Below are 20,145 nucleotides of genomic sequence, written 5' to 3'. Positions count from 1 at the left end.
ACAGGAGTTTTGCAGTAGGCATCAGTTGGGTGCGCTACGGCCGATCACGACGGACGACTGATGCCGGCGGCAGCGGACCGGCCCAAAGAGACGAACACTGATGGATCCAGACCTGACAATCGTTACGGCCGCTGTCGCGCTTCCCTTCGTTGCCGCGGTCCTCTCGCCGCTTCTGTATCGCGTCCTCGGCGAACGGACCGGCTATGCGGGGGCCGTCGTCGCGGCGGCCAGTTTCGGACTGCTGGCGACGGAGGTCAACGATTACGGCACCGTTGGGGCGTCGTGGGTCCCTGCGCTCGACATCGGGGTCCAGTTCACGGTCGACGGGTGGGGGCTCCTCTTTGCGCTCTTAGCCAGCGGCATCGGCGTCCTCGTGTTCGTCTACTCGGCGGAGTACATGCACGGCGAAGACGGGTTGGCACGCTACTACGCGGCACTGCTGGCGTTCATGGGTTCGATACTCGGCGTCGCGCTCGCCTCCGATCTCGTGTTCATCTTCCTGTTCTGGGAGCTGACCAGTCTTTGTTCGTTCGTGCTTATCGGCCACTACACCGACGACGCGGAGTCCCGCTACTCGGCGCGGATGGCCATGGTCATCACCGTGGGCGGTGGGCTCTGTCTGCTCGCGGCGCTGCTCATGCTCGCGGTCGCAGCGCGGGGCGTTCTCGGCGGCGTGAGCTTCGATCTGACGGCGATGATCGCGAACGACGAGGCGATGCGCGCCTCGCTCCGCGAGTCGGGACTGTTCGTGCCGGCACTCGGGTTGATCGTCGTCGCCGCGGCCGCCAAATCCGCACAGGTGCCGCTTCACTTCTGGCTGCCGAACGCCATGGTCGCTCCGACGCCCGTCTCCGCCTTCCTCCACTCCGCGACGATGGTCAAGGTGGGCGTCTACTTCCTCGGTCGCGTGCGTCCGCTCCTGATGAGCCCCGAATGGGTGTGGATCGTCGCGACACTGGGGCTCCTGACGATGACCGTCGGGGCGCTGCTGGCGGTGGCTTCGACCGACACCAAGGAGCTGCTCGCCTACTCGACGGCGAGCCACCTCGGGCTGATGGTCGCGGGGTTCGGCTTCGATATCGTCTACGGCGGCGAAGCCGGGGCGTTCCACCTGCTCAACCACGCGCTATTTAAGGCGCCGTTGTTCCTCGTCGCGGGGATCGTCGCCCACGAGGTCGGGACCCGCAATCTCGACAACCTCGGGGGGCTCTGGCGAGAGCTCCCGGTGACGGCCGCCGTCACGGTAGTCACCGGGTTGAGTATGGCGGGCATCCCGCCGTTCAACGGCTTCTACTCCAAGGAGCTGCTGTTCGAGGCGACGTACGAAGTCGCCCACGAGGCCGGCGGCGTCGCCTGGCTGTATCCCGCCGTGGCGACCCTCGCGAGCGTGTTGACCGTCGTCTACTCGCTGAAGTTCCTCGCGGTGTTCTTCGGCGAGCGGCGAGCCCCGATCAAGGACGTCCACCGACCGCCCGTCGCGCTAGTCGGGCCGCCCGCCGTGCTGGCTATCGCGGCGGTCGCCGTCAGCGTCGCGCCGCAGTTGGCCGTCGACGCAATCGTCCAGGGGGCTGTCGACGCCACCGCCACCGGCGAGGCGCGACTCGAGGTCGGACTGCCGACCCACTTTTCACCCCCGGTCGCGATGTCCGCGATCGCCGTCCTCGGCGGGTTCATCGCGTACCCGCTTCGGGGCCCGCTCGGGGCAGGAGTTCGACGCGGCGTCGACGCGCCGCTTCCCGTTCGGCCCAGCGGGTGGTACGACTGGACCGTCTCGACCGCGGAGACGACGAGCGCCCGGTTCGGCTCGGTAGTCCATAACGGCCTCCTCCGGACGTACGTGGGATGGGTGGCCGTGGCCGCGAGCCTGCTCGCGCTCGCCGGCTTCGCCGCGGCGGGAGGATCCGTGGAAACCGGTGGGATCGGCGTGCCGCCGGCGATCGCCGTCGTGTTGGGGGTCGCGACCCTCGCCGGCGTGGCCGTGGCGGCCGCAACGTCGCACGTGGCCGGCATACTCGTGCTGTCGATCCTCGGCTTCATGCTCGCCATCTTCTTCATCTTCGCGAGCGCACCGGATCTGGCGCTCACGCAGCTTGTCGTCGAGACGCTCATCCTCCTCATCTTCCTCTTAGTGCTCCAGCGGTTGCCGTCGTTTTACTCGGAGATCCGACCGCTCGCGTTCGCCCGTGACACGGTCGTTTCGCTCCTCGTGGGCGCGATGGCGTTCGTCGCGGTCCTCCTGACGATTCCCGGTCCCGACGCCGACCCGACGAGCGTCGCCGCGTACTACACGGAGCAGGCGGTTCCGGGCGGTGGCGGCACGAACGTCGTCAACGTCATCCTCGTGGATTTCCGGGCGTTCGACACGCTCGGCGAGCTGCTGGTCGTCGCGACCGCCGCGATCGCCATCCTCGTGCTCGTGACAATGCGGACCCGCGGTGAGTCGTCCGCGAGTGAGGCCGAAGCGGAACCGGTTCCCGACGGAGGTGACTCGCCGTGACGACGACGATCATGCAGACGACGGCTCGGGTGACCGTTCCCATCGTGCTCGTCGTCTCAATCTCACTGTTCTTCCAGGGCCACAACCTGCCCGGCGGCGGCTTCATCGGCGGCGTCCTCACCACCGCGGCGTTCGTCCTCATCTACGTCGCCTACGACCTCGACTACCTGGAGTCAGAGGTGCTCGACAGGGAGGTCGAGCCCGGGACCAGTATTTTCGAGCACCGCACGGTCACCGCCTACCGTCGCATGTTGCTGGTGGGTCTGGTGGTCGTTCTCGGCAGCGGCTTCGCGGGAATCTTCGTCGGCGACCCGTTCTTGACCCAAGGGTACGTCCACGTCGAGGGCGTCCCGATCTACCACGAGGTCGAACTCGCGAGCGCGCTCCTCTTCGATCTGGGCGTGTTCCTCGTCGTCGTCGGCAGCCTCCTGACAATCGTCTCGGTGGTGAGCGCCGAATGAACCGGAGCAGAGAGGCGCTGTCCGTCCGACGTGGGGGCGGTGAGCGATGAGCGTCGCCCTCGCGGTCGCGGTCGGCGGGCTGTTCGCCGTCGGGACGTTCCTCCTCCTCCAGCGGGACCTCGTGCGGATCGTGTTAGGGGTCGCCGTCGTCTCCCAGGCAACGTTCGTCTATCTGATCGCGATGGGAGGCATCGACGAGGGGACCCAGACCCTCGTACCCGTCCTCGAGGACCACGGTAGTGAGGCCCTCGAGATCGCCGACCCGGTGGTGCAGGCGCTCGTCCTGACGGCGATCGTCATCAGCTTCGGAACGACCGCGCTGGCGCTCGTGCTGGCGTACCGCGCGTACGACGAGAACGAGGCCATGGACGTCACGGAGTGGGCGAAATGAGCCGGCTCGTGATCGCGCCGCTGCTCGTCGTGGTAACGACCGCGGTGCTCACGCTCGCGCTCGGCCGGCGGCCGCGGATCCAGCGGGCGGCGAGCGTGGCCGGCACCGTCGGCTACGTCGGAACCGTGTCCGTCGCCGTCTGGGCGTTAGTTCTCGGGCCGACTGCCCCCGGCGCAGCGGCGTACCAGGTGGGTGACTGGCCCGCTCCGTTCGGAATTACGCTCGTGCTAGACGGGCTGTCAGCGTTCATGCTGACGATCGCTGCGGGCGTGGGTATCGCGTCGTTGCTGTTCTCGGTCCGGTACATGAGCGCCGAGAACCAACGCGTGTACTATCATCCGTTGTTCCACATGCTCCTCGTGGGCGTGACCGGCTCGTTCCTCACCGGCGATCTGTTCAACCTGTTCGTCTGGTTCGAGGTGATGTTGATCGTTAGCTACGTCTTCGTCGCCTTCTACGGCTCCGATCACGCCACCGCGGCGTCGTTCCGGTACCTCGTGTTGAACGTGTTCGGAAGCGCGCTCATGCTCGTTGCCGTCGGCGGCCTGTACGCCACGACGGGAACGCTCAACATGGCCGACATGACCCGGCGGTTGGCGAGCCCCGACGCGTACGGTATCGATCCCGCGCCCGTCGTCGGACTGTCGGCGCTGCTGCTCGCGGTGTTCGCGCTGAAAGCCGGGCTCGTCCCCTTCCAGTTCTGGGTGCCTGCCGCCTACGACGCCGCCCCGACGCCCGTCACCGCGATGTTCGCCGGCGTTACGAAGAAGGTCGGCATATACGCGATCGTTCGGCTGTACTTCACCGTCTTCGCCACCGCGTCGACCCCTGTCGGGTGGCTGGGCGGGACCGTCACGTCACCGCTGGCCTTTCTCGCCCCGGTGTTGGGAGCGATGGGAGCCGCGAGCATCGTCGTCGGCGGGTTCGGCGCCGTCGGCCGAGACCGACTCGGGGACGTGTTCGCGTACTCGAGCATCGGGCAGGTCGGCTTCATCGCGGTTCCCGTCGCCATCGCCGCGGCGGCAGACCCCACGGGGACGCTCCGCGGAGTCGCCATCGCGGCCGCGCTCGTGTTCGCGCTTCACCACGCGCTCGCGAAGGGGCTGCTCTTCCTCTCGGTGGCCGCCGTCGAGGACGCGACCGATACGGACCGACTGCGCGACATCGGCGGCATCGCCGGCCACTCGCCGGTGCTCTCGGGCGCCGTCTTCGTCGGCCTGCTCTCGTTGATCGGCCTCCCGCCGCTGACCGGGTTCTTCGGGAAGTTCCTCGCGTTCGACGTGGCGGTTCGGGGGGTCGCCTCCGGTCCCGTCACCCTCTCGGCGCTCGCGCTGGTCGCGTTGCTCCTCGGTGCCGCGCTCACGATCCTGTACGCGACGCGCGTGTGGGTCGGCGGCTTCTGGGGCCGAGAGACGACGGCGGTCGAGGCCGCGACCGTCGATTCGGGCCAGGTCGCGGTCCTCGCCGCGCTCGCGGCGACCGTCGTGCTCGTCGGCGTCGGGTTCGACCCGATATACCGGTTCGCCGAGACGGCCGCGACCGCCGCGCTCGACGGCGAGGCCTACGTCGAGGTCGTGGGGCTGGGCGGGGGTGACGGCGCGTGACCCGGACGTGGCCGATCGCCGGGGTCCTGTTCGGCGTCCTGTGGGTGTTCGTCCAGGGACCGCCGCTCCAACCCGAACCGGTCGTCGGGTCGCTGCTGATCGGTCTCGTGGTCGGGTTCCCCATGGCCTTCGTCTTCCGGCGCCTGTACGAGGACAACATGGAGCTCCGCCGCTCGCTTCGTGGGGTTCCGTACGTGTTGTTGTACGTACTGACGTTCATTCGGGAGGCGATCGTCGCCAGTCTCGACGTCACGTACCGCGTGCTCGCGCCCTCCGGACCGGCCGAACCCGAAGTGATCCTTATCCCGCTGCGTGTACAGACGGACCTCGGCGTGACCACCATCGCCAACAGCATCACGATGACCCCCGGATCGCTCACGCTCAACTACGACCCCGAGGAGAACGCACTGTACATCCACGTCATCGACGGGAGCGATCCGGAGGACATCGTCGACCCGATCCGCAAGTGGGAGAACTACGCGCTCGTCATCTTCGACGAGGAACTGTCGCCGAGCGACCCCGCACCGGATTTCGCCGTCTACCCGCCCGACCGGACGCATCCCGCGCTCAAGCAGGCCGCTCCGGACACGGAGCCGGAAGCCGAACCGCCGACGGCGGAGACAGAGACCGAACCGCCGACCGAGGAGACCACAGGAGGTGACGGGGATGGCCGCTGAGGGACTCCTGTTACCGGTCATAGACGCCGCGATCGTCCTCGTGGCGCTTCTGAACCTGCTATGTGGCTACCGCGCGGTCCGCGGGCCGACGGTTCCGGATCGGGTGGTCGCGCTGGACGCCATCGCGACGAACGTCGTCGCGATCGCCGTCCTGTTCGCGATCAAGACGGGTCGAGGGCTCTTCGTGATCGTCAGCCTCGTTCTCGCGATCATCGCGTTCCTCTCGACGGTCGCAGTTGCCAAGTTCATCACCGAGGGCGACATCATCGTGACACAGGAGTGACCACAGCATGGATTACCATCAACAAGTACAACGGGAGGTTCCGACGGATAGCCGAGGTTTCAGCGGGGGCCGCCGATGATCGAATCCACTCCGATACGGGCCTGGATCGTCATCGGGTTCGTCGTCGTCGGGACGTTCTTCCTCGCGGTCGGGACGATCGGGCTGTTGCGACTGCCGAACGTGTACAACCGGATGCACGCCACGAGCAAGCCGGCGACCATCGGAACGGTCGCGATCTTCCTGGCCGGGTTCGTCTACTTCGGTCCCGGAGGTGCCGGCCTCTCGTCGCTCATCGGTATCGTCTTCCTGTTCCTGACGGTGCCGACCGGCGCACACATGATCTCACGGGCGGCGGAACAGACCGGCGTCCCGTTCCTCGGATCCGTGACGTGGCCGGGGAAATCCGACGACGAGTAGGGGGCCTCCCGATACATCGACAAAAGCTGACTCAACCGGAGGCACGCGACCATGGAGTTACTAGTACTCACCAGTGGAGTCACCCAAAGAAATCGATGATGCGAACCGACTCGAATATCCCCGAGCCGAAGGCTAGACGGTTTAAGCGTGCCGTGTTCGGCTGTAACGCGGTACGAACCGCGTTATCGGACCATGGTCAGACCATGGTGCCGTGTCTTAGATGACGCGGTTCTGAGTAGTGATGTAATACTTACGTTTAACACAAGTCCTCCCAATAGACCATAGTGTAATGACAGACAGAAGTGAGACAGTCGGCGTCCGACTCACACCAGCAGAGCGTGAAAAATTTGAGGACTTCTTGCGTGAGGAAGACGAGTTCGACAGTATAAGCCGATTCTTCCGTGTCGCCGCACATCGGCATATAGCAACTGCTAACGAAGATGTATCCATCGATCCTGAGGAGATCATTGATGCCGTGGATTCAGCAGTAACACCCATTTCAGAACGACTCGAAAGGGTTGAAGATCATGTCCTATCGATCGATTCGAGCGTCACGAACGATGATAAAATCGACCTTCTGGCACAGGACCTTTACTCATCGCTGCCAACACACTCGAAAGCTGATGGACTGCCAGATTTCGATAAGATCGAAGAGTTCGATACACCGAGCGACTTAGCGCTCGCTCAGGGCATCTCGACGCCAGAGATTTGGGCAGAATATTACGACGAGGAACTCGCGGATGTACGCCGCGCCTGCGCTCGAATGTTAGAGTACTACCCGGAGGTGAATTACATCCAAGACACGGCAGGAGAGTCAAAGACGCATGTTCCTGTCCATGACGACGTTGGCCAGACCAATACATCAAGGCAAGTCGATTCGATTGCCGGTCAAAACAGTTCGTCAAGCCGGCCGCAAAAGACACAAGAGCAGGGTCACAGTACCGTTCGTCGTTACTACAAGGAATCTGGTGACTGACTGTGCCACCACGATACAAGCCGATTGAAGACTGCCGATCTGAAATTAAGCGGTACAGCGGACAGTTAGACACTGGGACTGATGACGACAACCCAGATCTACGTAGTACAGGAAGTACTAATAGATACAAACAAGACCTCCGATGGTACGATCACTGGTTGGACGATGCGGAAGTAGATTCACCAACTGACGTGACGACTGATCAAGCCAACCAGGTTGGACAGGTATTGTCGAAGGAGTTCAACGGGACGACCGATTTGTATCGATGGGATCGAATCAATGCGTTCCACGACTGGCTAGTCAGAATGAACCTTGCCGAGTCAAACCCGTTTGAGAAGTGGAACAAGGACAAAGACGAAAAATTTGGATTTACGAAGCGGTCCGAGCAGTCGACTCAGTTGAAAGACGGAGAACAGTACGCTGTCTCGCAAGGAGAGATACGAGTAATGGAAGAGAACGTAGGACGGAATCGCGTTCGGGATCAACTCGTCATTAGGCTACTGTGGCAGACAGGCCTACGAAGAGGGGAGGTATCAGGGCTGACGCTTGATGACGTTGATCGGGATGAACGGGAGATAACTATTCGAGAATCGGTTGCAAAGAACGGCAAGGAGAGAGTAGTAGCATATCAACAATCACTAGACGGCCTGCTGAGAGAATGGTTAGAGCATGGGTACCGAGCTGAAAAAGCAGCGACTGCTGAGCACACTCGACTGTTCGTTGGTGAGCGGGGAGCGCCACTGTCGGGAGATCGTATCAACGAAATTGCCATCGAAGCTGCTGATGATGCAGGAATTAACCGGAAACTCTATGCAGACGCTAATGCTTCCGTTGATGAAGATGGAAATCCGATTCCGAACAGATGGCTAATCAGCGCACACAACATTAGACATGGATTTGGGACCTTCATGATAAACGAAACCGATGCGGGACTCTGGGAGGTGTCCAAAGCAATGGGTCACTCTTCGGTGAAAATAACTGAGCGAATATATGTCGAAGATGATCCCCGAGCAGGGCTAGGTCATCTTCATAAGTATGGACCAAAGTGAGTTACCCCACACTACCATACTCAGCGGTATCTACCGTCTCCTAACTCCGAACTCACCCGAGCAGTTCCGTTGAAATCCTCGGAAACGGGAGAGAATGATCGGTTCTGTTGGAATGCTTGAGTGTTGTGTGTTCGTATTCTGGGGGTACTCTGCTCCGGTTACGGCCAGCACAAACAAAACAAGAGCCAATTCTCGTGGTGGTTCCACTTTCAGTTCCACTGTGCGTGTATGGCTCACGCCTTTGAATATCACGAGGCAGGTGTAGAGCATGAGCGCGTCTCGAAGACAGCCACTCGTTGAACTACCAGAGCTTGATTCGGGCCTCACATTGGTAGACGTGGATGTTGACCTCGGTGTGACGCCGGTACAGTCATTGCTGCTTGACCGTGTGTTCGCTGGGACGGGAGATGCGTATTGGGTTGACGCGGCAGGTACCGCACAGACAACACGGCTACGTGAACTGGCCCCTGATCAGCGGTACCTCGACCGGATACACGTTGCCCGTGGATTCACCGCGTACCAACAAACGTCGTTGCTTGACCGACTCGCTGGCGAGCAGGTAACGAGTCCCAGTGTCGTGGTTGTGACCGGAATCGATCGATTGTACCGTGACAGCGATTCCTCGACGAAGCACGCCAAGCAGTTACTCGTTCGGTCGATCGCAGCGCTCGCCCGTGCTGCCCGCGTCCATGATGTCCCCGTCATCGTGACGCGATCACGCGAAGACGACTTCACGAAACTGGTCGTGAATGCGGCGAAGACGCATCTGTACTGCCAGAAGACGCAGTTTGGACCGCGGTTCACCGATGCGGCAGGCGACGTCGACGCACTCGTGTACAATCTCGGTGACGGGTGGGTACAGACGACGCTCGCCTATTGGCAGGAAGTGCTTGCCCACCGAGCCCAGATGTACGACTCACCAGTCGTGAGTGAGGAAGCAGTCTCGCGGGTCGTCTGATGGGACGGACCAACCCGACGTACCGTGATACGCTGCGGGCAATCGAAGACCGGTGGTGCCCGTATCGCCGGACGCTCCGCCGCCGCGACCAACCCCGATTCGACCAGTTGTTCGTGTACGCACGCGACCACGCGGACGCTGCCGGAATGCTGAATCACGAAGACCGATTCGCGCCGCTGTTGGTGAGTATCGCAATCGAACAGGAACGCCGCATCGACGAGCTCGAAGCGTGCATCACCGAACTCGAAGACACCACCAGTCCCGATGGTGCTGACGGTTGATTTCCGCTCCTTTGGTGATGTCGTTCACTGGGAACTCACAGATGACGGCGTCGCTCGGACAGTCCACGAGGGCTACACACCGACGTTGTTCGTCGGTGATGCAGTCCGCGACTTGTACGGGCGGCGTGGTGGCCCGACGCCGACACCGCCAGACCGTGACGGGTTGTCCGACTCATTACTTGAGCTTCGAACAGTCCTGTCCGGGCAGGACGCGGTCGCCGACATACAGTGTGAATCTCACCGGCAAACATTCCGGACTGATCCACGACCGCTGCTCCGGATCGACGCCACGGATATTGACGCCGTGCGACGCATCACGCAGCGCGTTCAGCAGTTCAACCACCCGGCCGAGTACACGTGCTACAACGTAGATCTCACCCGACAGTTCCGGTACTGCCTCGAAACAGATACCTCAGCCAACCCAGACCGGTCTGTCCGGTCGCTCCGATCGCTCACCCTCTCGATCCCAGCCCACAAATCCGGACACGCTGCCCTGACACACCTCACAATCGACGGTGACGCCGCCGGGTCCACACCTGAAGCCGCCGTCAACGCCGTTGACCGCAGCGTTCGTGAACGCGACCCTGACGTCATCGTCGTGTCTACGGCGGATCTCATCCCACTCCTGTTTGAGGCCGCCGACACGCACGACGTGCCACATTTCGAACTCGGCCGCGCGTCCGGGTACACGAAACTCGCAGGAGAATCCACATACACGAGTTACGGGCAGGTGGGACATTCCCCAGCTCGGTACACGGTTCCTGGCCGAGTTGTGATCGATGAGTCGAATACGTTCTTCTACCACGAAGCGGGGCTGGCTGGGTGCCTCGACCTTGTGGACCGCGCCGGGTTGCCGCTTGAAGAACTCGGCTGGGCGTCGATTGGGCGTGTCCTCACTGCGCTACAAATCCGGGCTGCCCGCGGTCGTGATGTCCTCGTTCCGTGGCAAGCGTGGCGGCCAGAGCTGTTTAAATCAGCCGCAACACTCGATGCCGCTGACCGGGGCGGGACAACATTCGCACCAGCAGTCGGTGTCCACGAGGACGTCCACGAACTCGATTTTGCGTCGCTGTATCCGAACATCATCCGAACACGAAACATCTCCCCGGAAACCATTCGCTGCGGGTGTTGCGACAACGATGATGTCCCCGACCTCGGATACTCGATCTGTGAGGCTGACGGGTACCTCCCGACGGTGATCGGCCCGCTCATCGACGCGCGTAGCCGCATCAAAGACCAGATCGAGGAAACGACCGGCAAAGCTGAACGCGAACGACTTGAATCGGCGTCGTCAGCAATTAAATGGATTCTCGTCTCCTGTTTCGGGTACCAAGGCTTTTCGAACGCGAAGTTCGGCCGTATCGAATGCCACGAGGCGATCAACGCGTTCGCCCGGGAGATTCTCCTTAATGCGAAAACGGCGCTCGAAGACGCCGGGTGGCGCGTCCTCCACGGCATTGTGGATTCCATCTGGGTCACGCCTGCCCCGGATCGTGACCAACGCCCGCTTGCTACAGTCGCCGCAGAGATCTCTTCCGAGGTAGACGTCACTCTCGAGCATGAGTCCGAATTCGACTGGGTCGCCTTCTGTCCGATGCGGAACAGTGAGAGTGGCGCATTAACTCGATATTTTGGAAAGCGACGGCACAAAAACCACCCGTCAGCTGGCGAGGTTGGTGACGCGATCAAAACGCGCGGTATCGAAGCCCGACAACGAAGCACCCCGCCGTGGGTGAGTACCGTCCAGGAAGACGCGCTCCGCGTGTTCGATGTGACGAGATCGCCAGATGCCGTGTGTGACGTCCTTCACCGGCACCTCACCGCACTGCGCCGCGGTGACGTAGCGACGGATAATCTCGTCGTTGCGAACCGCGTCTCGAAGTGGGCGGACGCGTACACTCAGGAGACACTCACTGTCGCTGCCCTCCGCCGCGCACAACATCACGACACCAGCCTCGCACCAGGGCAAACCATCCGCTACGTCGTCGTCAGCGCCGACGGACACGGTATTGATCGCGTTCGGCTTCCGTTCGAAGAGACCCAGTCATACGATGTCGATTGGTACGAAGACGCCGCCATCCGCGCGATCGAGAGTATCGTCTCCTGCGTTGGCTGGGAGAACGAAGACATCAGGCAGTACCTCGCAGACACCACTGAAACGACGCTCGAGAGTTATCTTGGTGGTGAGTAGCTAGTGTCCGTTTTCGCATGAACAGCCAGACCATGCTGTCGAGAGTTAGTCGTCATCAGTTTCTCCGGAGAAACAGACATCTATGATTGCTCGTAGGAGTTCCTGATAACTGATATCTAGTCGAAGCCTCTGGGGAGAAAGACACCGGTTAATCAGCGTGTGCCAATTATAAAATAGAATGGAGATATGCGTACCGTACAGCCGCAGTTTGGAATCTTGACTGTTGATTTTCGGCATAAAATCATTTGCGACTTGGTTAACCGTTTCTTCAATAGCCCACCGTTGGATATACTGAATCCGAATGCCGGTGGCAGAATTCTCCGGCAGAGACCGGTCAGTCAGATATGCGGCGACCGAACCTTCGTCACCGATACCAGGTTCTGATTCCAAATCCCCAATTTCTTGAGTTAGCCATTGCAGTGACTCCTGACCGCCTAGTGAACGTTGAGTCGTGGGAGTATCGGTGATTGTGGTATCGAGTGGGATGTCCATCCTTTCGCCGTCATTTTCATTTCGTATCTCTTTCGTTAGTACGTCGACCGGATTAATCTCGACAGTACTCGCTGCCTTCCCGTTGGTCGGATGTGTTACAATGTTCGGTTTGGGGACTACATTCCACTTTACGCCACGTGCGAATGCAGCGTAGTGCTCTGGGGTCAGTCGCTTTAATCCCTTGACGACCGCCCTATTTGGTGCGCTAATTACCCAGTTATCGCCGGCGAAGCGTCGAAGAGTCTCAATGAGTTCGCCACTAGCAATCTCTGCATCAACGAAGATTGTATCAATGTCAACAGTATCTAATGTGTTCGTAAGAATATCGCTAAGCGCCGTAGGATACTCAGTCAGCGTTTCGATCCACCGACCTTCAAGGACAAAACGACTCTCAGTATCAATCCCACCAGCGAGAACGAAGGTCCACTGTTCGGTGACATCGTCCTGGCCAGACTTTGCCGGACGGCCAATCGTCGCATCAAGAGAGTCCCCTGTCCAATCAATGCGGAACATATCGACACCGAGGTTGATCGGATCTTCGTCTGACCAAAACCCGAGCGTATTTGCAAGCTGAAGTGTCCGGTTGTGGACCGCGTTGAACTGGCTGTTAATTGATGGGAGTGGATCATTTTCAGTTTCTGACTCGAAGTCACTCAGGTTATCGTCGTGTCGCAATCGCTGAGAGATGTAGTTATGCGCCCACCCACCACCCGGGATGTTTTCTCGCGGGTAGTTCCAATCGAAAACATTTTTTACATTTTCTAGTCCGGAATCAGACAGAGCCGATGCGGCGAACGCACCGATAAACGCCTTCATATCGTGTTTCGTCTCATTGCCTTCTCTGCCGAAGGTTAGTGGAGTGGTCGTTCTATCCAATAGTACCTTCACAAACCTCCGGAGTTCTTCTTTTTCAGTCTCACGAGAGACTGATCGCTCGTCAAGCGGTGGTTCAACGGCAGTGAAACCGTATTTTTCTTGTACTGCGTCTGGGAGACTGATTCCTGCCCGATAAACAGCAAATACTGCCCGCGTGACAGCATGCTTAAAGGCAGTTATCGTGATCTCATCTTCATTTTCGTCTCTAAGTTTCCGTAATTCACGTTGGAGTGTATCGTAGTTGGGGACGTCGCTTGGAATGTCGTACCCAAGCGCTGAATGCGTGGTAACCGGGACGGTATTCAACCCCTTCAAATACTCTATCTGTGCTTTTCCTGTTTGTTCGCGTGCCAAGCGTAGAAAGAGGGTTTTCAACCGATTTTCGGGAATGTTGGACTCCGCAGGATCAACTCCCTCACATGCGAGTTTTTCCTCAAAAAGATCTAGGATAGCTTGGTCGTACAGTAGACCACCATCATTTGTATACGGTGACCTCTTTTCCCAGTAATCCTGGTTCGCAGCGTGGAACTGCGCAGTCAGGTGCTTTCGGTGAAATAACCTCTCAACGCCTTCAACGGGAGAGGTAACCTGAATATCGAACGCTCGTTGTTCAACTGGCCCATACTCCCGTGTGTTTGACTCATATCCATCCTTCTTCGGGAATGGTGCGTACCACGTCGGCGTCCGGTACTTACCATCGTTTGGTGCTGAATCAGGTGGATGCTGGTCTGTATGATCAAGTGGGTCTCCTTCGTACATTATTCCTACTTCTGACTCATCCGTAGTGTAAAGTAAGTAATTGGGCGAAGTTTTATACCAAAGATCGGCACTCAGTGTTAGATCGATTGAAACCGCTCGGCGAACTCCATTTCGAGATACAAATAAACCTAGTTTTGGGCTCTACAAATGACTCCCCTCAGATCGGAAGTCTATCTGTTGATTCACTGTATTTTCGGGTGCGTGCTAAGATATTGAGAATTACTAACAAAATTCTGTTAATTTGACAGTGTACAAAATCAACCGACATACCTGCTTTCTAATGTGCCTGATCAGTAGAATATAAACAAAACTACACTATTCAAATAAGTAATGTTTTGAGACTTACTAGGATGAAGAAGAATTAGCGATTGGGTGCTTCAGTCGACTCCGTTGATCGGAATTCAAACCGCGCACCGCCTTCCGGACTGTCTGTGAGGGTGATGTCCCAGTTGTGCGCTTGGGCGATACGTGAGACAATCGTGAGTCCGACGCCGCTTCCGCCGTACCCGGTTGTGTATCCGTGATCGAACACGGAATCACGTTCGTCAGGTGGAATTCCGTCACCGGTATCTTCGACGTAGAAGCCGTGTTCGAGGGGACCGACGCGAACGGTGACATCTTCACCGCCGTGTCCGACCGCATTCCGGAACAAATTCTCGAAGAGTGCCATGAACTGACTGGGGTCGCCAGTGACTGTACACGGCTCCGTCGACAGCGTTGCTGACCGCGTCTCGATCAACTCCCACGCATCGCGGGCTACCTCATGTACCGACACCGGTTCGTGTGTTTCCACAGGGGTGTCATGACGTGCGAGTGTAGTGAGGTCGGTTACGAGGTCTTGGATTCGAGTGAGAGACGTTTCGATCGTGTCAAGACGTGACTCATCCCCGGTTTCTCGATATAATTCGAGGTTCCCGGTCGCAACTGACAACGGATTCCGGAGGTCGTGTGAGACCATACTGGCGAACTGTTCGAGTCGCTCGTTTTGCGCTTCTAATTCAGCTTCTCGCTCACGTAACGTCTGTTCGGTGGTGACCTGAGAGAGCGCAGTGGTAATGTGACTGGCCAGTATCTCTCCGACAGTCACATCTTGGGTATCGAAATTTGAGGGGGTCGGTGATCCGGCCATCAAAATGCCGTACTCACCGAGTGGGAGATGTAACTCGCTGCGGATCGGTGACTCCGGGTTATAGATGTCTGCGTCACCCTGAACATCATCGATCGCCGTCGCAGTCCCGTCTTCGAAGACCCGCCAGGCGATGCTCTCTCCCTTACTGAACGTCGGCGGCTCACCGATGAGCTCTCGAACTCCATCGGTGTACGCAACCGGAGCCAACGTTTCGTTTTTCGCGTCGTACAGATGTATCGAGCTTGCTTGGAGGTCTAAAATATCGCGTGCAGCGACAACGCCACGTTCGGCGACTTCTTCAACGGTCTCTGCTGACAATAGCCGCGGAATAGCCCGATTGAGCCCTTCGAGTTGTTGTTCTCGCTTTTTGCGTTCAGTAATCTCCGTGGACACGCCGAACACGCCCTCGACTTCGCCGGCAGTGTCCAACGCCGGGACTTTCAATGAGAGATACGTCCGGTCGTCACCGTCCACCGTGATCTGCTCTTCAACTTCAAGCGGTTCGCCTGTCTCAAGTACACGGCGGTCGTTTGCTTGGACAGTCTCTGCTACTTCGGGTGGGTGGATGTCCTCATCAAACTGACCGACGAGATTCTCCGTGTCGACGTCGAACAAGCGTTCATATTCCGCGTTCACAAACACGTACCGCCCCTCTGTATCTTTCAGATACATCACTGCGATCGTATTTTCGAGGATGAGGTTGAGACGCCGGTCTGCCTCTTGTAGATCCGAGAGTACGTGTCGCCGGTCAAGGTACGCTGTGACGAGCTGCAGAATGGTGGTAAGCAATTCCTTTTCTTCCGGGAGAAACACATCGCTGTCCGCTTCAGTCACAGCGTTAGTCGTGTAACCAATTGTCAGCGTAACTTCGTTGCCGGCGGTGGTCACATCGTGGACTGTGAGCTGTTCGACTGGTGGTTCGTACTCCGGAGAGGTGAACTCAGTTTCATCGATGGTAAGCGACGCTACGGCTTCCTCAGGAAACTGTAGCGACTGTGGAAGATGTGTGATGACTTGTTGGAGCTGTCCTTCTGATTGACTGTCACTGTCGACAAGGACATCACTGATTGTTTGAATTGCAGTGAGTTCCTTCACGCGTTCTCGCAGGTCACGTTTCGTTTGGTACTCAGCAACGGCGTGGCGGATGCGTGTGGCGAGTCGATCGTACTGTTCCGGGCCTCGTTTCTGTAGATAATCAGTTACACCGGCAGAGATGGCTTCGCTGGCGATTTCTTCTGAGCCCTTCCCAGTAAAGAGAATAAACGGTAGGTCTGAGTGGGTTTCACGAACCGTGTGGAGGAACTCAAGTCCGTTCTGATCTGGCATTTCGTAATCACTCACCACACACACAATCGGCTCGGTTTCGATGATTTCGCGCGCGTCGGCGACACGAGTCGCAGTATGAATCGTCGCTATAGGGAGGTTCCGTTGTAAATACGTGGCTGTGAGATCTAAGAAATCTGCCTCGTCATCGACGCAGAGAAGATGCATAGGCGAGTGTCTGTTACCTTGCTAAATATTCTTTCTGTGAACAGGTCCTCTAACGGAGTTGAATACCCACTGTCGCTAGCGAGTAGCTCGGGCAGTCACTCGCCTGGTTTTGTCCCAGTCCGCAGGTTCTCCCGATACTCTCCCCATGCTTGGTACATCTCTGTCCGTTCCACTTCCGTCATCGTCTCGTCTTCGACTTCCTCGTAGAATGGGAGTTCCTCCTTTTCAGGTACCGCCATCACCTGCTTGAGCGGATAGAGCTCCTCGTAGTAGTTCTCCAACACCCAGTCTTCGCCGTGCTTATCGACGGCTTCCTCGATGTACGGGGCGGCCTCCGGATACTCCATGGCAAGTGTGTCAGTCATAGCTGTTGTGTTGTGGGTGTATTGGGTCGCTCCGATACGTGGACGGATTGGCGGTCAGGCGTCGGCGAACTCGGACAGTGAGTGGTTCGAACTGCTACTGTTCCACTTGCCGATTTGGATGAGCTCGAACGTCTCAATCGGGGCGTCGATCGTGTCTGCGATTTGGGTCTGAACTACAGACGAGAGACTCTCAACGGGTATCGCCGTGAGCGCGTGATCGGTGAGGAGATGACTGGTGGCGAGGCTTGTCGGAGCGACGAGAATCACGCTTCCCCCGTCGACATCGTCGAGCGCGAGTTGGGCATCCCGATACTGGTGGACAGTTGCATCCAATTCCTCTACGGGAAAGAGGTAGTCAGCAGCCCCGAATTCGATACTCGCCCCCGCTGACCCAAAATGCCCTTTGAGCATAACTACTTACAAATATATGTTCTATAGACATTAACGTTGTGGTGAATGAGGTGGTGATCTGTCCCACTACGGGCCATGCTCCCCAGTTTGAATAGCCCGCCCGCTACAGCGGACTATGTGTCCCGAGACCTCTACGATTGTACAGCGGCTGAACTCGCAACAGGCTCTGTCGAACATCTCTCACACGACACACCACCAAGTACTGCTGCCGAGTGGCTCGAAACAAACGGGTATGACGCCGCTCCGATCCACAAGCAGGGCGACGCAGTCGGGTTCATCCACGAAGACGACGTCACTGCTGACGATGACGGCGATACACTCGAGGAGCATCTCACCCCGCTCACAATTGACTATATGATGAGCGGAGACACCGCGTTTGAGGACGTCCTTGCTGCGCTCATTGAAGAACCGGTTTACTTCCTCGGCGGCCACAGCCGCATTACTGGCATCCTCACCCGTGCCGATCTCAACACGGCCCCAGTACGCATCTACCTGTTCGACCGCATCACCTACCTCGAAGAGCACCTCCGCGAACTCACTCTCGAGCACGCATCCAATTGGAAACAGACGCCAGTCACTGTTGATGAGCTCGACGACATCGAGGACCGATACACAGACGCACAAGCTGCTAACGTTGAGTTGGAGGAGATCCACTACGCACAGTTCTCTACGCTAAACACGATCATCTCGAACGTCGAAGCCTGTTGGCAAGCCTGCGGGTTCTCAACGACAGCGCAAGCCGACACTCGACTTCACGAGATCACAGACCTTCGGAACGACGTCGCCCATGCCAATCTCCTCGTTGAAAATACCGATAGCGATGAGTTCCTCAATAGCGGTCGTACGACCGAGAACCTGTCTACTACGCTTGCGAATATCAACCAGGTTCTCACCAATCTCCAAGAAGCCGGATACGCAGCGGATACAGTAGAATAACACAGTCTGCGAGTCCGAGATTGAGACCGCAGTACGGCAACGAGCCGGGTGTTTCGTTGTCGGGATCAAAGTAAAACAGAATTAATTCAGTGAACCACAGATATATGCCGTCTTACACCTAAAGCCGTAGTAACGAGGTGACATGAATGGACGTCACTGACATCCCTGAGGAAGCGTACGGCAGTGAGGAGTCTCCGCCGGATCTCACCGAACTTGAGTCACCCGGGGCGCTTCTCAAAGATGGACCGATCCGGGAACGGCTCCTTGATGTCATCACTGGGCTTCGAACTCCCACGAAGGTCTCCGAGATCGCTGATCTCGCTGACTGCGGTACCGAGACTGCCCGAGACTATCTCGCGTGGTTCGACGAGATGGGCATGGTTCACCGCCATGACGGTCGGCCCGTCCGGTTCGAGCGCAACAACGCGTATTTTCAGTGGCGTCGCATTGACCGTCTCCGCGACGAATACACCGATCAAGAACTCGTTGACGAGCTTACAGACACACTCGACAAAATCGAAGCGTACAGAGCGCAATTCGACGCAGACGATCCGAACGAGATCTCTCTGGTTGAAGCCAGCAGAGACATGGCAACTGAAGACGCGTGGGAGGCGCTCTCTGAGTGGAAGACACTCGAACAGCGAGCAGCGCTTCTCGATGCGGCGAGACGTGACCACCCTGCCTCCGGTAGCACTCCTAGTCACATCGATGCCTGAGCAGCCGGGCAACCCACACAGTACCGGCCCGATCGATACTGGGGTTCTCGACCGGATTGCCTCTCACCTCCTCCGAAGCGCTCGATTCGAGAGTGTCCACGCACGGCCCGGGTATGCGCCAAACGCTGTCGTTGCTGACTACGACCTCGGATACTTTCCTAGTGGGGTCACGCGCGCGTCGCTTCGGATCCGATGGTTCGAGACCGACGACTTCAGCATCCACTACGCCGAGCAGTATCAGGCAAGTAATTCGTGGGAGTGTCGATGGGATCGCCACCCCAACGATCACAACACCCGCGAGCACTTTCACCCGCCTCCGGATGCAGCAACACCAGGTGACGATGCTGATTATCCACCCGATTGGCGGGACGTACTCGCCACCGTGCTCGCTCGTCTTGACAAACGTATCGAGGCCTTCTGGGAGGGGTAAGTCTCTCCACTACGGGATAGAGTCTTGATGCAGGTAGCGTGGGTTCTCGGAGACTCATAGTAGCTACAGAGTTTGACCTCTCCGAGATTAACACGGGAGACACGTGTACCGGTCGGCCCGCGAAATCACCCTCATGCGGTCAAGAACGCTGTGCGAGATACAGAGGATGTAGTCAGCACCTGAACAATGTTATTTTCTCCATCTATATCCTGAATCAGCCGGTAGAATTCGCTTACGAACCATCCTATTGCTCGGAGCATAGAACTAATAACAATCCGTCATACTGATCCTATGACAGGGTATGACGCCCTCAGTCTCCGACAAATCTTGATACTCTTGCTTGGCGTCAGCATGATTGTGAGTGGTGCGGCCGGCCTCGCCGGAGTCTTCTAACTGATTCACTGTACTGAGCGATCCGGCCTGACCGAATCCGAGAAGAACTTACTACGGGACTCGCGCTCTGTATTCAGCGCGGCTCCAAGAAGATATCACCGGATGAGGCTTTCAACAGGGCCTACCCCGTCGAAACAAGAGTCACCGAACAGTTCCGTGAGACGGGGATAGACAGTGCTTGTCTATGGGCGATTGTAGGCATCTGATTACATCCGAGGCGTCTTCCTATCGAACAGAGATGTAAATCTGACCAGAAGAACCAATGCGATGGCAAGTCCGAGGGTCGGGTATTCGACCGTGACCACCAGCCATTTCGCCGATTGGGTGGTGTTCATCAAGCTGATGAGAACGGTGGGATAGCT

19 protein-coding genes are annotated in these 20,145 nt (G+C 58.2%); 15 read left to right on the top strand and 4 right to left on the bottom strand.

From position 1 onward, the window contains the following. The first annotated feature begins 100 nt into the window (after positions 1-100). From mbhE to ACNS88_RS16195, 12 genes are all read left to right on the top strand, one after another. On the top strand, positions 101-2,497 hold the full coding sequence (gene mbhE / locus ACNS88_RS16250) for a hydrogen gas-evolving membrane-bound hydrogenase subunit E (RefSeq protein WP_435099956.1): 2,397 nt from the start codon (positions 101-103) through the stop codon (positions 2,495-2,497). Continuing rightward, the gene (locus tag ACNS88_RS16245; protein WP_435099953.1) at positions 2,494-2,958 is read left to right on the top strand and encodes an MnhB domain-containing protein; all 465 of its coding nucleotides are present in this window, start codon (positions 2,494-2,496) and stop codon (positions 2,956-2,958) included. The genes mbhE and ACNS88_RS16245 overlap by 4 nt, the downstream gene beginning before the upstream one ends. A 46-nt stretch (positions 2,959-3,004) precedes the next feature. Further along, positions 3,005-3,349, top strand: coding sequence for a sodium:proton antiporter (locus tag ACNS88_RS16240; protein WP_435099950.1), 345 nt, complete (start codon positions 3,005-3,007; stop codon positions 3,347-3,349). Continuing rightward, positions 3,346-4,953 carry a complex I subunit 5 family protein gene (locus ACNS88_RS16235; RefSeq protein ID WP_435099947.1) on the top strand — a complete coding sequence of 536 codons (1,608 nt, stop codon included), beginning with the start codon at positions 3,346-3,348 and terminating at the stop codon, positions 4,951-4,953. Before ACNS88_RS16240 ends, ACNS88_RS16235 begins: the two co-directional genes overlap by 4 nt. Beyond that, complete coding sequence (locus ACNS88_RS16230; RefSeq protein WP_435099944.1) at positions 4,950-5,630, top strand: Na+/H+ antiporter subunit E; 681 nt, start codon at positions 4,950-4,952, stop codon at positions 5,628-5,630. The genes ACNS88_RS16235 and ACNS88_RS16230 overlap by 4 nt, the downstream gene beginning before the upstream one ends. After that, a complete protein-coding gene (locus ACNS88_RS16225; RefSeq protein ID WP_435099941.1) occupies positions 5,620-5,913 on the top strand; it encodes an MrpF/PhaF family protein in 294 nt (97 codons plus the stop codon). The genes ACNS88_RS16230 and ACNS88_RS16225 overlap by 11 nt, the downstream gene beginning before the upstream one ends. Before the next feature lie 75 nt (positions 5,914-5,988). After that, positions 5,989-6,330: a monovalent cation/H(+) antiporter subunit G gene (mnhG, locus tag ACNS88_RS16220; protein WP_435099938.1), complete on the top strand. Its 342-nt coding sequence runs from the start codon at positions 5,989-5,991 to the stop codon at positions 6,328-6,330. 289 nt (positions 6,331-6,619) lie between these two features. Further along, positions 6,620-7,306 (top strand): hypothetical protein, encoded by a 687-nt coding sequence (locus tag ACNS88_RS16215; protein WP_435099935.1) that lies wholly within the window; start codon positions 6,620-6,622, stop codon positions 7,304-7,306. A 158-nt stretch (positions 7,307-7,464) separates the two neighbouring features. Further along, on the top strand, positions 7,465-8,355 hold the full coding sequence (locus ACNS88_RS16210; protein WP_435099932.1) for a tyrosine-type recombinase/integrase: 891 nt from the start codon (positions 7,465-7,467) through the stop codon (positions 8,353-8,355). Positions 8,356-8,623: 268 nt separating this feature from the next. Then, the gene (locus tag ACNS88_RS16205) at positions 8,624-9,313 is read left to right on the top strand and encodes a P-loop NTPase family protein (RefSeq protein ID WP_435099929.1); all 690 of its coding nucleotides are present in this window, start codon (positions 8,624-8,626) and stop codon (positions 9,311-9,313) included. After that, positions 9,313-9,594, top strand: a complete 282-nt coding sequence (locus ACNS88_RS16200; protein ID WP_435099926.1) for a DUF8156 family protein — start codon at positions 9,313-9,315, stop codon at positions 9,592-9,594. The genes ACNS88_RS16205 and ACNS88_RS16200 overlap by 1 nt, the downstream gene beginning before the upstream one ends. After that, positions 9,578-11,785 (top strand): type B DNA-directed DNA polymerase, encoded by a 2,208-nt coding sequence (locus ACNS88_RS16195; protein ID WP_435099923.1) that lies wholly within the window; start codon positions 9,578-9,580, stop codon positions 11,783-11,785. Before ACNS88_RS16200 ends, ACNS88_RS16195 begins: the two co-directional genes overlap by 17 nt. 45 nt (positions 11,786-11,830) lie before the next feature. On the opposite strand, the gene ACNS88_RS16190 is transcribed toward ACNS88_RS16195, so the two are convergent. From ACNS88_RS16190 to ACNS88_RS16175, 4 genes are all read right to left on the bottom strand, one after another. Beyond that, positions 11,831-13,912, bottom strand: a complete 2,082-nt coding sequence (locus tag ACNS88_RS16190) for a hypothetical protein (RefSeq protein WP_435099920.1) — start codon at positions 13,910-13,912, stop codon at positions 11,831-11,833. A gap of 361 nt (positions 13,913-14,273) precedes the next feature. Beyond that, entirely contained in the window at positions 14,274-16,532 is a 2,259-nt protein-coding gene (locus ACNS88_RS16185) for a PAS domain-containing sensor histidine kinase (protein WP_435099917.1), read from the bottom strand. 95 nt (positions 16,533-16,627) lie between these two features. After that, complete coding sequence (locus ACNS88_RS16180) at positions 16,628-16,897, bottom strand: DUF8110 family protein (protein ID WP_435099914.1); 270 nt, start codon at positions 16,895-16,897, stop codon at positions 16,628-16,630. A gap of 54 nt (positions 16,898-16,951) precedes the next feature. Then, the gene (locus tag ACNS88_RS16175; protein ID WP_435099911.1) at positions 16,952-17,308 is read right to left on the bottom strand and encodes a DUF8165 family protein; all 357 of its coding nucleotides are present in this window, start codon (positions 17,306-17,308) and stop codon (positions 16,952-16,954) included. Between the two features lie 117 nt (positions 17,309-17,425). Between ACNS88_RS16175 and ACNS88_RS16170 the strand changes: the two genes are divergently transcribed. The 3 genes from ACNS88_RS16170 to ACNS88_RS16160 all read left to right on the top strand — a co-directional run bounded on the left by ACNS88_RS16170 (position 17,426) and on the right by ACNS88_RS16160 (position 19,390). After that, positions 17,426-18,244 carry a CBS domain-containing protein gene (locus ACNS88_RS16170; RefSeq protein WP_435099908.1) on the top strand — a complete coding sequence of 273 codons (819 nt, stop codon included), beginning with the start codon at positions 17,426-17,428 and terminating at the stop codon, positions 18,242-18,244. A 146-nt stretch (positions 18,245-18,390) separates the two neighbouring features. Continuing rightward, positions 18,391-18,960, top strand: a complete 570-nt coding sequence (locus ACNS88_RS16165; protein WP_435099905.1) for a DUF7342 family protein — start codon at positions 18,391-18,393, stop codon at positions 18,958-18,960. Beyond that, positions 18,953-19,390, top strand: coding sequence for a toxin-antitoxin system TumE family protein (locus tag ACNS88_RS16160; RefSeq protein ID WP_435099902.1), 438 nt, complete (start codon positions 18,953-18,955; stop codon positions 19,388-19,390). Before ACNS88_RS16165 ends, ACNS88_RS16160 begins: the two co-directional genes overlap by 8 nt. Positions 19,391-20,145: the final 755 nt, after the last annotated feature.

Source organism: Halorubrum shenae (assembly GCF_051194165.1).
In the GTDB taxonomy this organism is placed as follows: Archaea; Halobacteriota; Halobacteria; order Halobacteriales; family Haloferacaceae; genus Halorubrum.
Note: the sequence above shows the minus strand (reverse complement) of the source record. Positions and strands in the feature narration are given on the sequence as shown.

Excerpts from the sequence above, each read along its gene's own strand:
- mbhE (WP_435099956.1), top strand. The coding sequence starts at position 101 with ATGGATCCAGACCTGACAATCGTTACGGCCGCTGTCGCGCTTCCCTTC.
- ACNS88_RS16160 (WP_435099902.1), top strand. The coding sequence starts at position 18,953 with ATGCCTGAGCAGCCGGGCAACCCACACAGTACCGGCCCGATCGATACT.
- ACNS88_RS16165 (WP_435099905.1), top strand. The coding sequence starts at position 18,391 with ATGGACGTCACTGACATCCCTGAGGAAGCGTACGGCAGTGAGGAGTCT.
- ACNS88_RS16185 (WP_435099917.1), bottom strand. The coding sequence starts at position 16,532 with ATGCATCTTCTCTGCGTCGATGACGAGGCAGATTTCTTAGATCTCACA.
- mnhG (WP_435099938.1), top strand. The coding sequence starts at position 5,989 with ATGATCGAATCCACTCCGATACGGGCCTGGATCGTCATCGGGTTCGTC.
- ACNS88_RS16195 (WP_435099923.1), top strand. The coding sequence starts at position 9,578 with ATGGTGCTGACGGTTGATTTCCGCTCCTTTGGTGATGTCGTTCACTGG.
- ACNS88_RS16225 (WP_435099941.1), top strand. The coding sequence starts at position 5,620 with ATGGCCGCTGAGGGACTCCTGTTACCGGTCATAGACGCCGCGATCGTC.
- ACNS88_RS16175 (WP_435099911.1), bottom strand. The coding sequence starts at position 17,308 with ATGCTCAAAGGGCATTTTGGGTCAGCGGGGGCGAGTATCGAATTCGGG.
- ACNS88_RS16240 (WP_435099950.1), top strand. The coding sequence starts at position 3,005 with ATGAGCGTCGCCCTCGCGGTCGCGGTCGGCGGGCTGTTCGCCGTCGGG.
- ACNS88_RS16190 (WP_435099920.1), bottom strand. The coding sequence starts at position 13,912 with ATGTACGAAGGAGACCCACTTGATCATACAGACCAGCATCCACCTGAT.
- ACNS88_RS16200 (WP_435099926.1), top strand. The coding sequence starts at position 9,313 with ATGGGACGGACCAACCCGACGTACCGTGATACGCTGCGGGCAATCGAA.
- ACNS88_RS16215 (WP_435099935.1), top strand. The coding sequence starts at position 6,620 with ATGACAGACAGAAGTGAGACAGTCGGCGTCCGACTCACACCAGCAGAG.
- ACNS88_RS16180 (WP_435099914.1), bottom strand. The coding sequence starts at position 16,897 with ATGACTGACACACTTGCCATGGAGTATCCGGAGGCCGCCCCGTACATC.
- ACNS88_RS16235 (WP_435099947.1), top strand. The coding sequence starts at position 3,346 with ATGAGCCGGCTCGTGATCGCGCCGCTGCTCGTCGTGGTAACGACCGCG.
- ACNS88_RS16205 (WP_435099929.1), top strand. The coding sequence starts at position 8,624 with ATGAGCGCGTCTCGAAGACAGCCACTCGTTGAACTACCAGAGCTTGAT.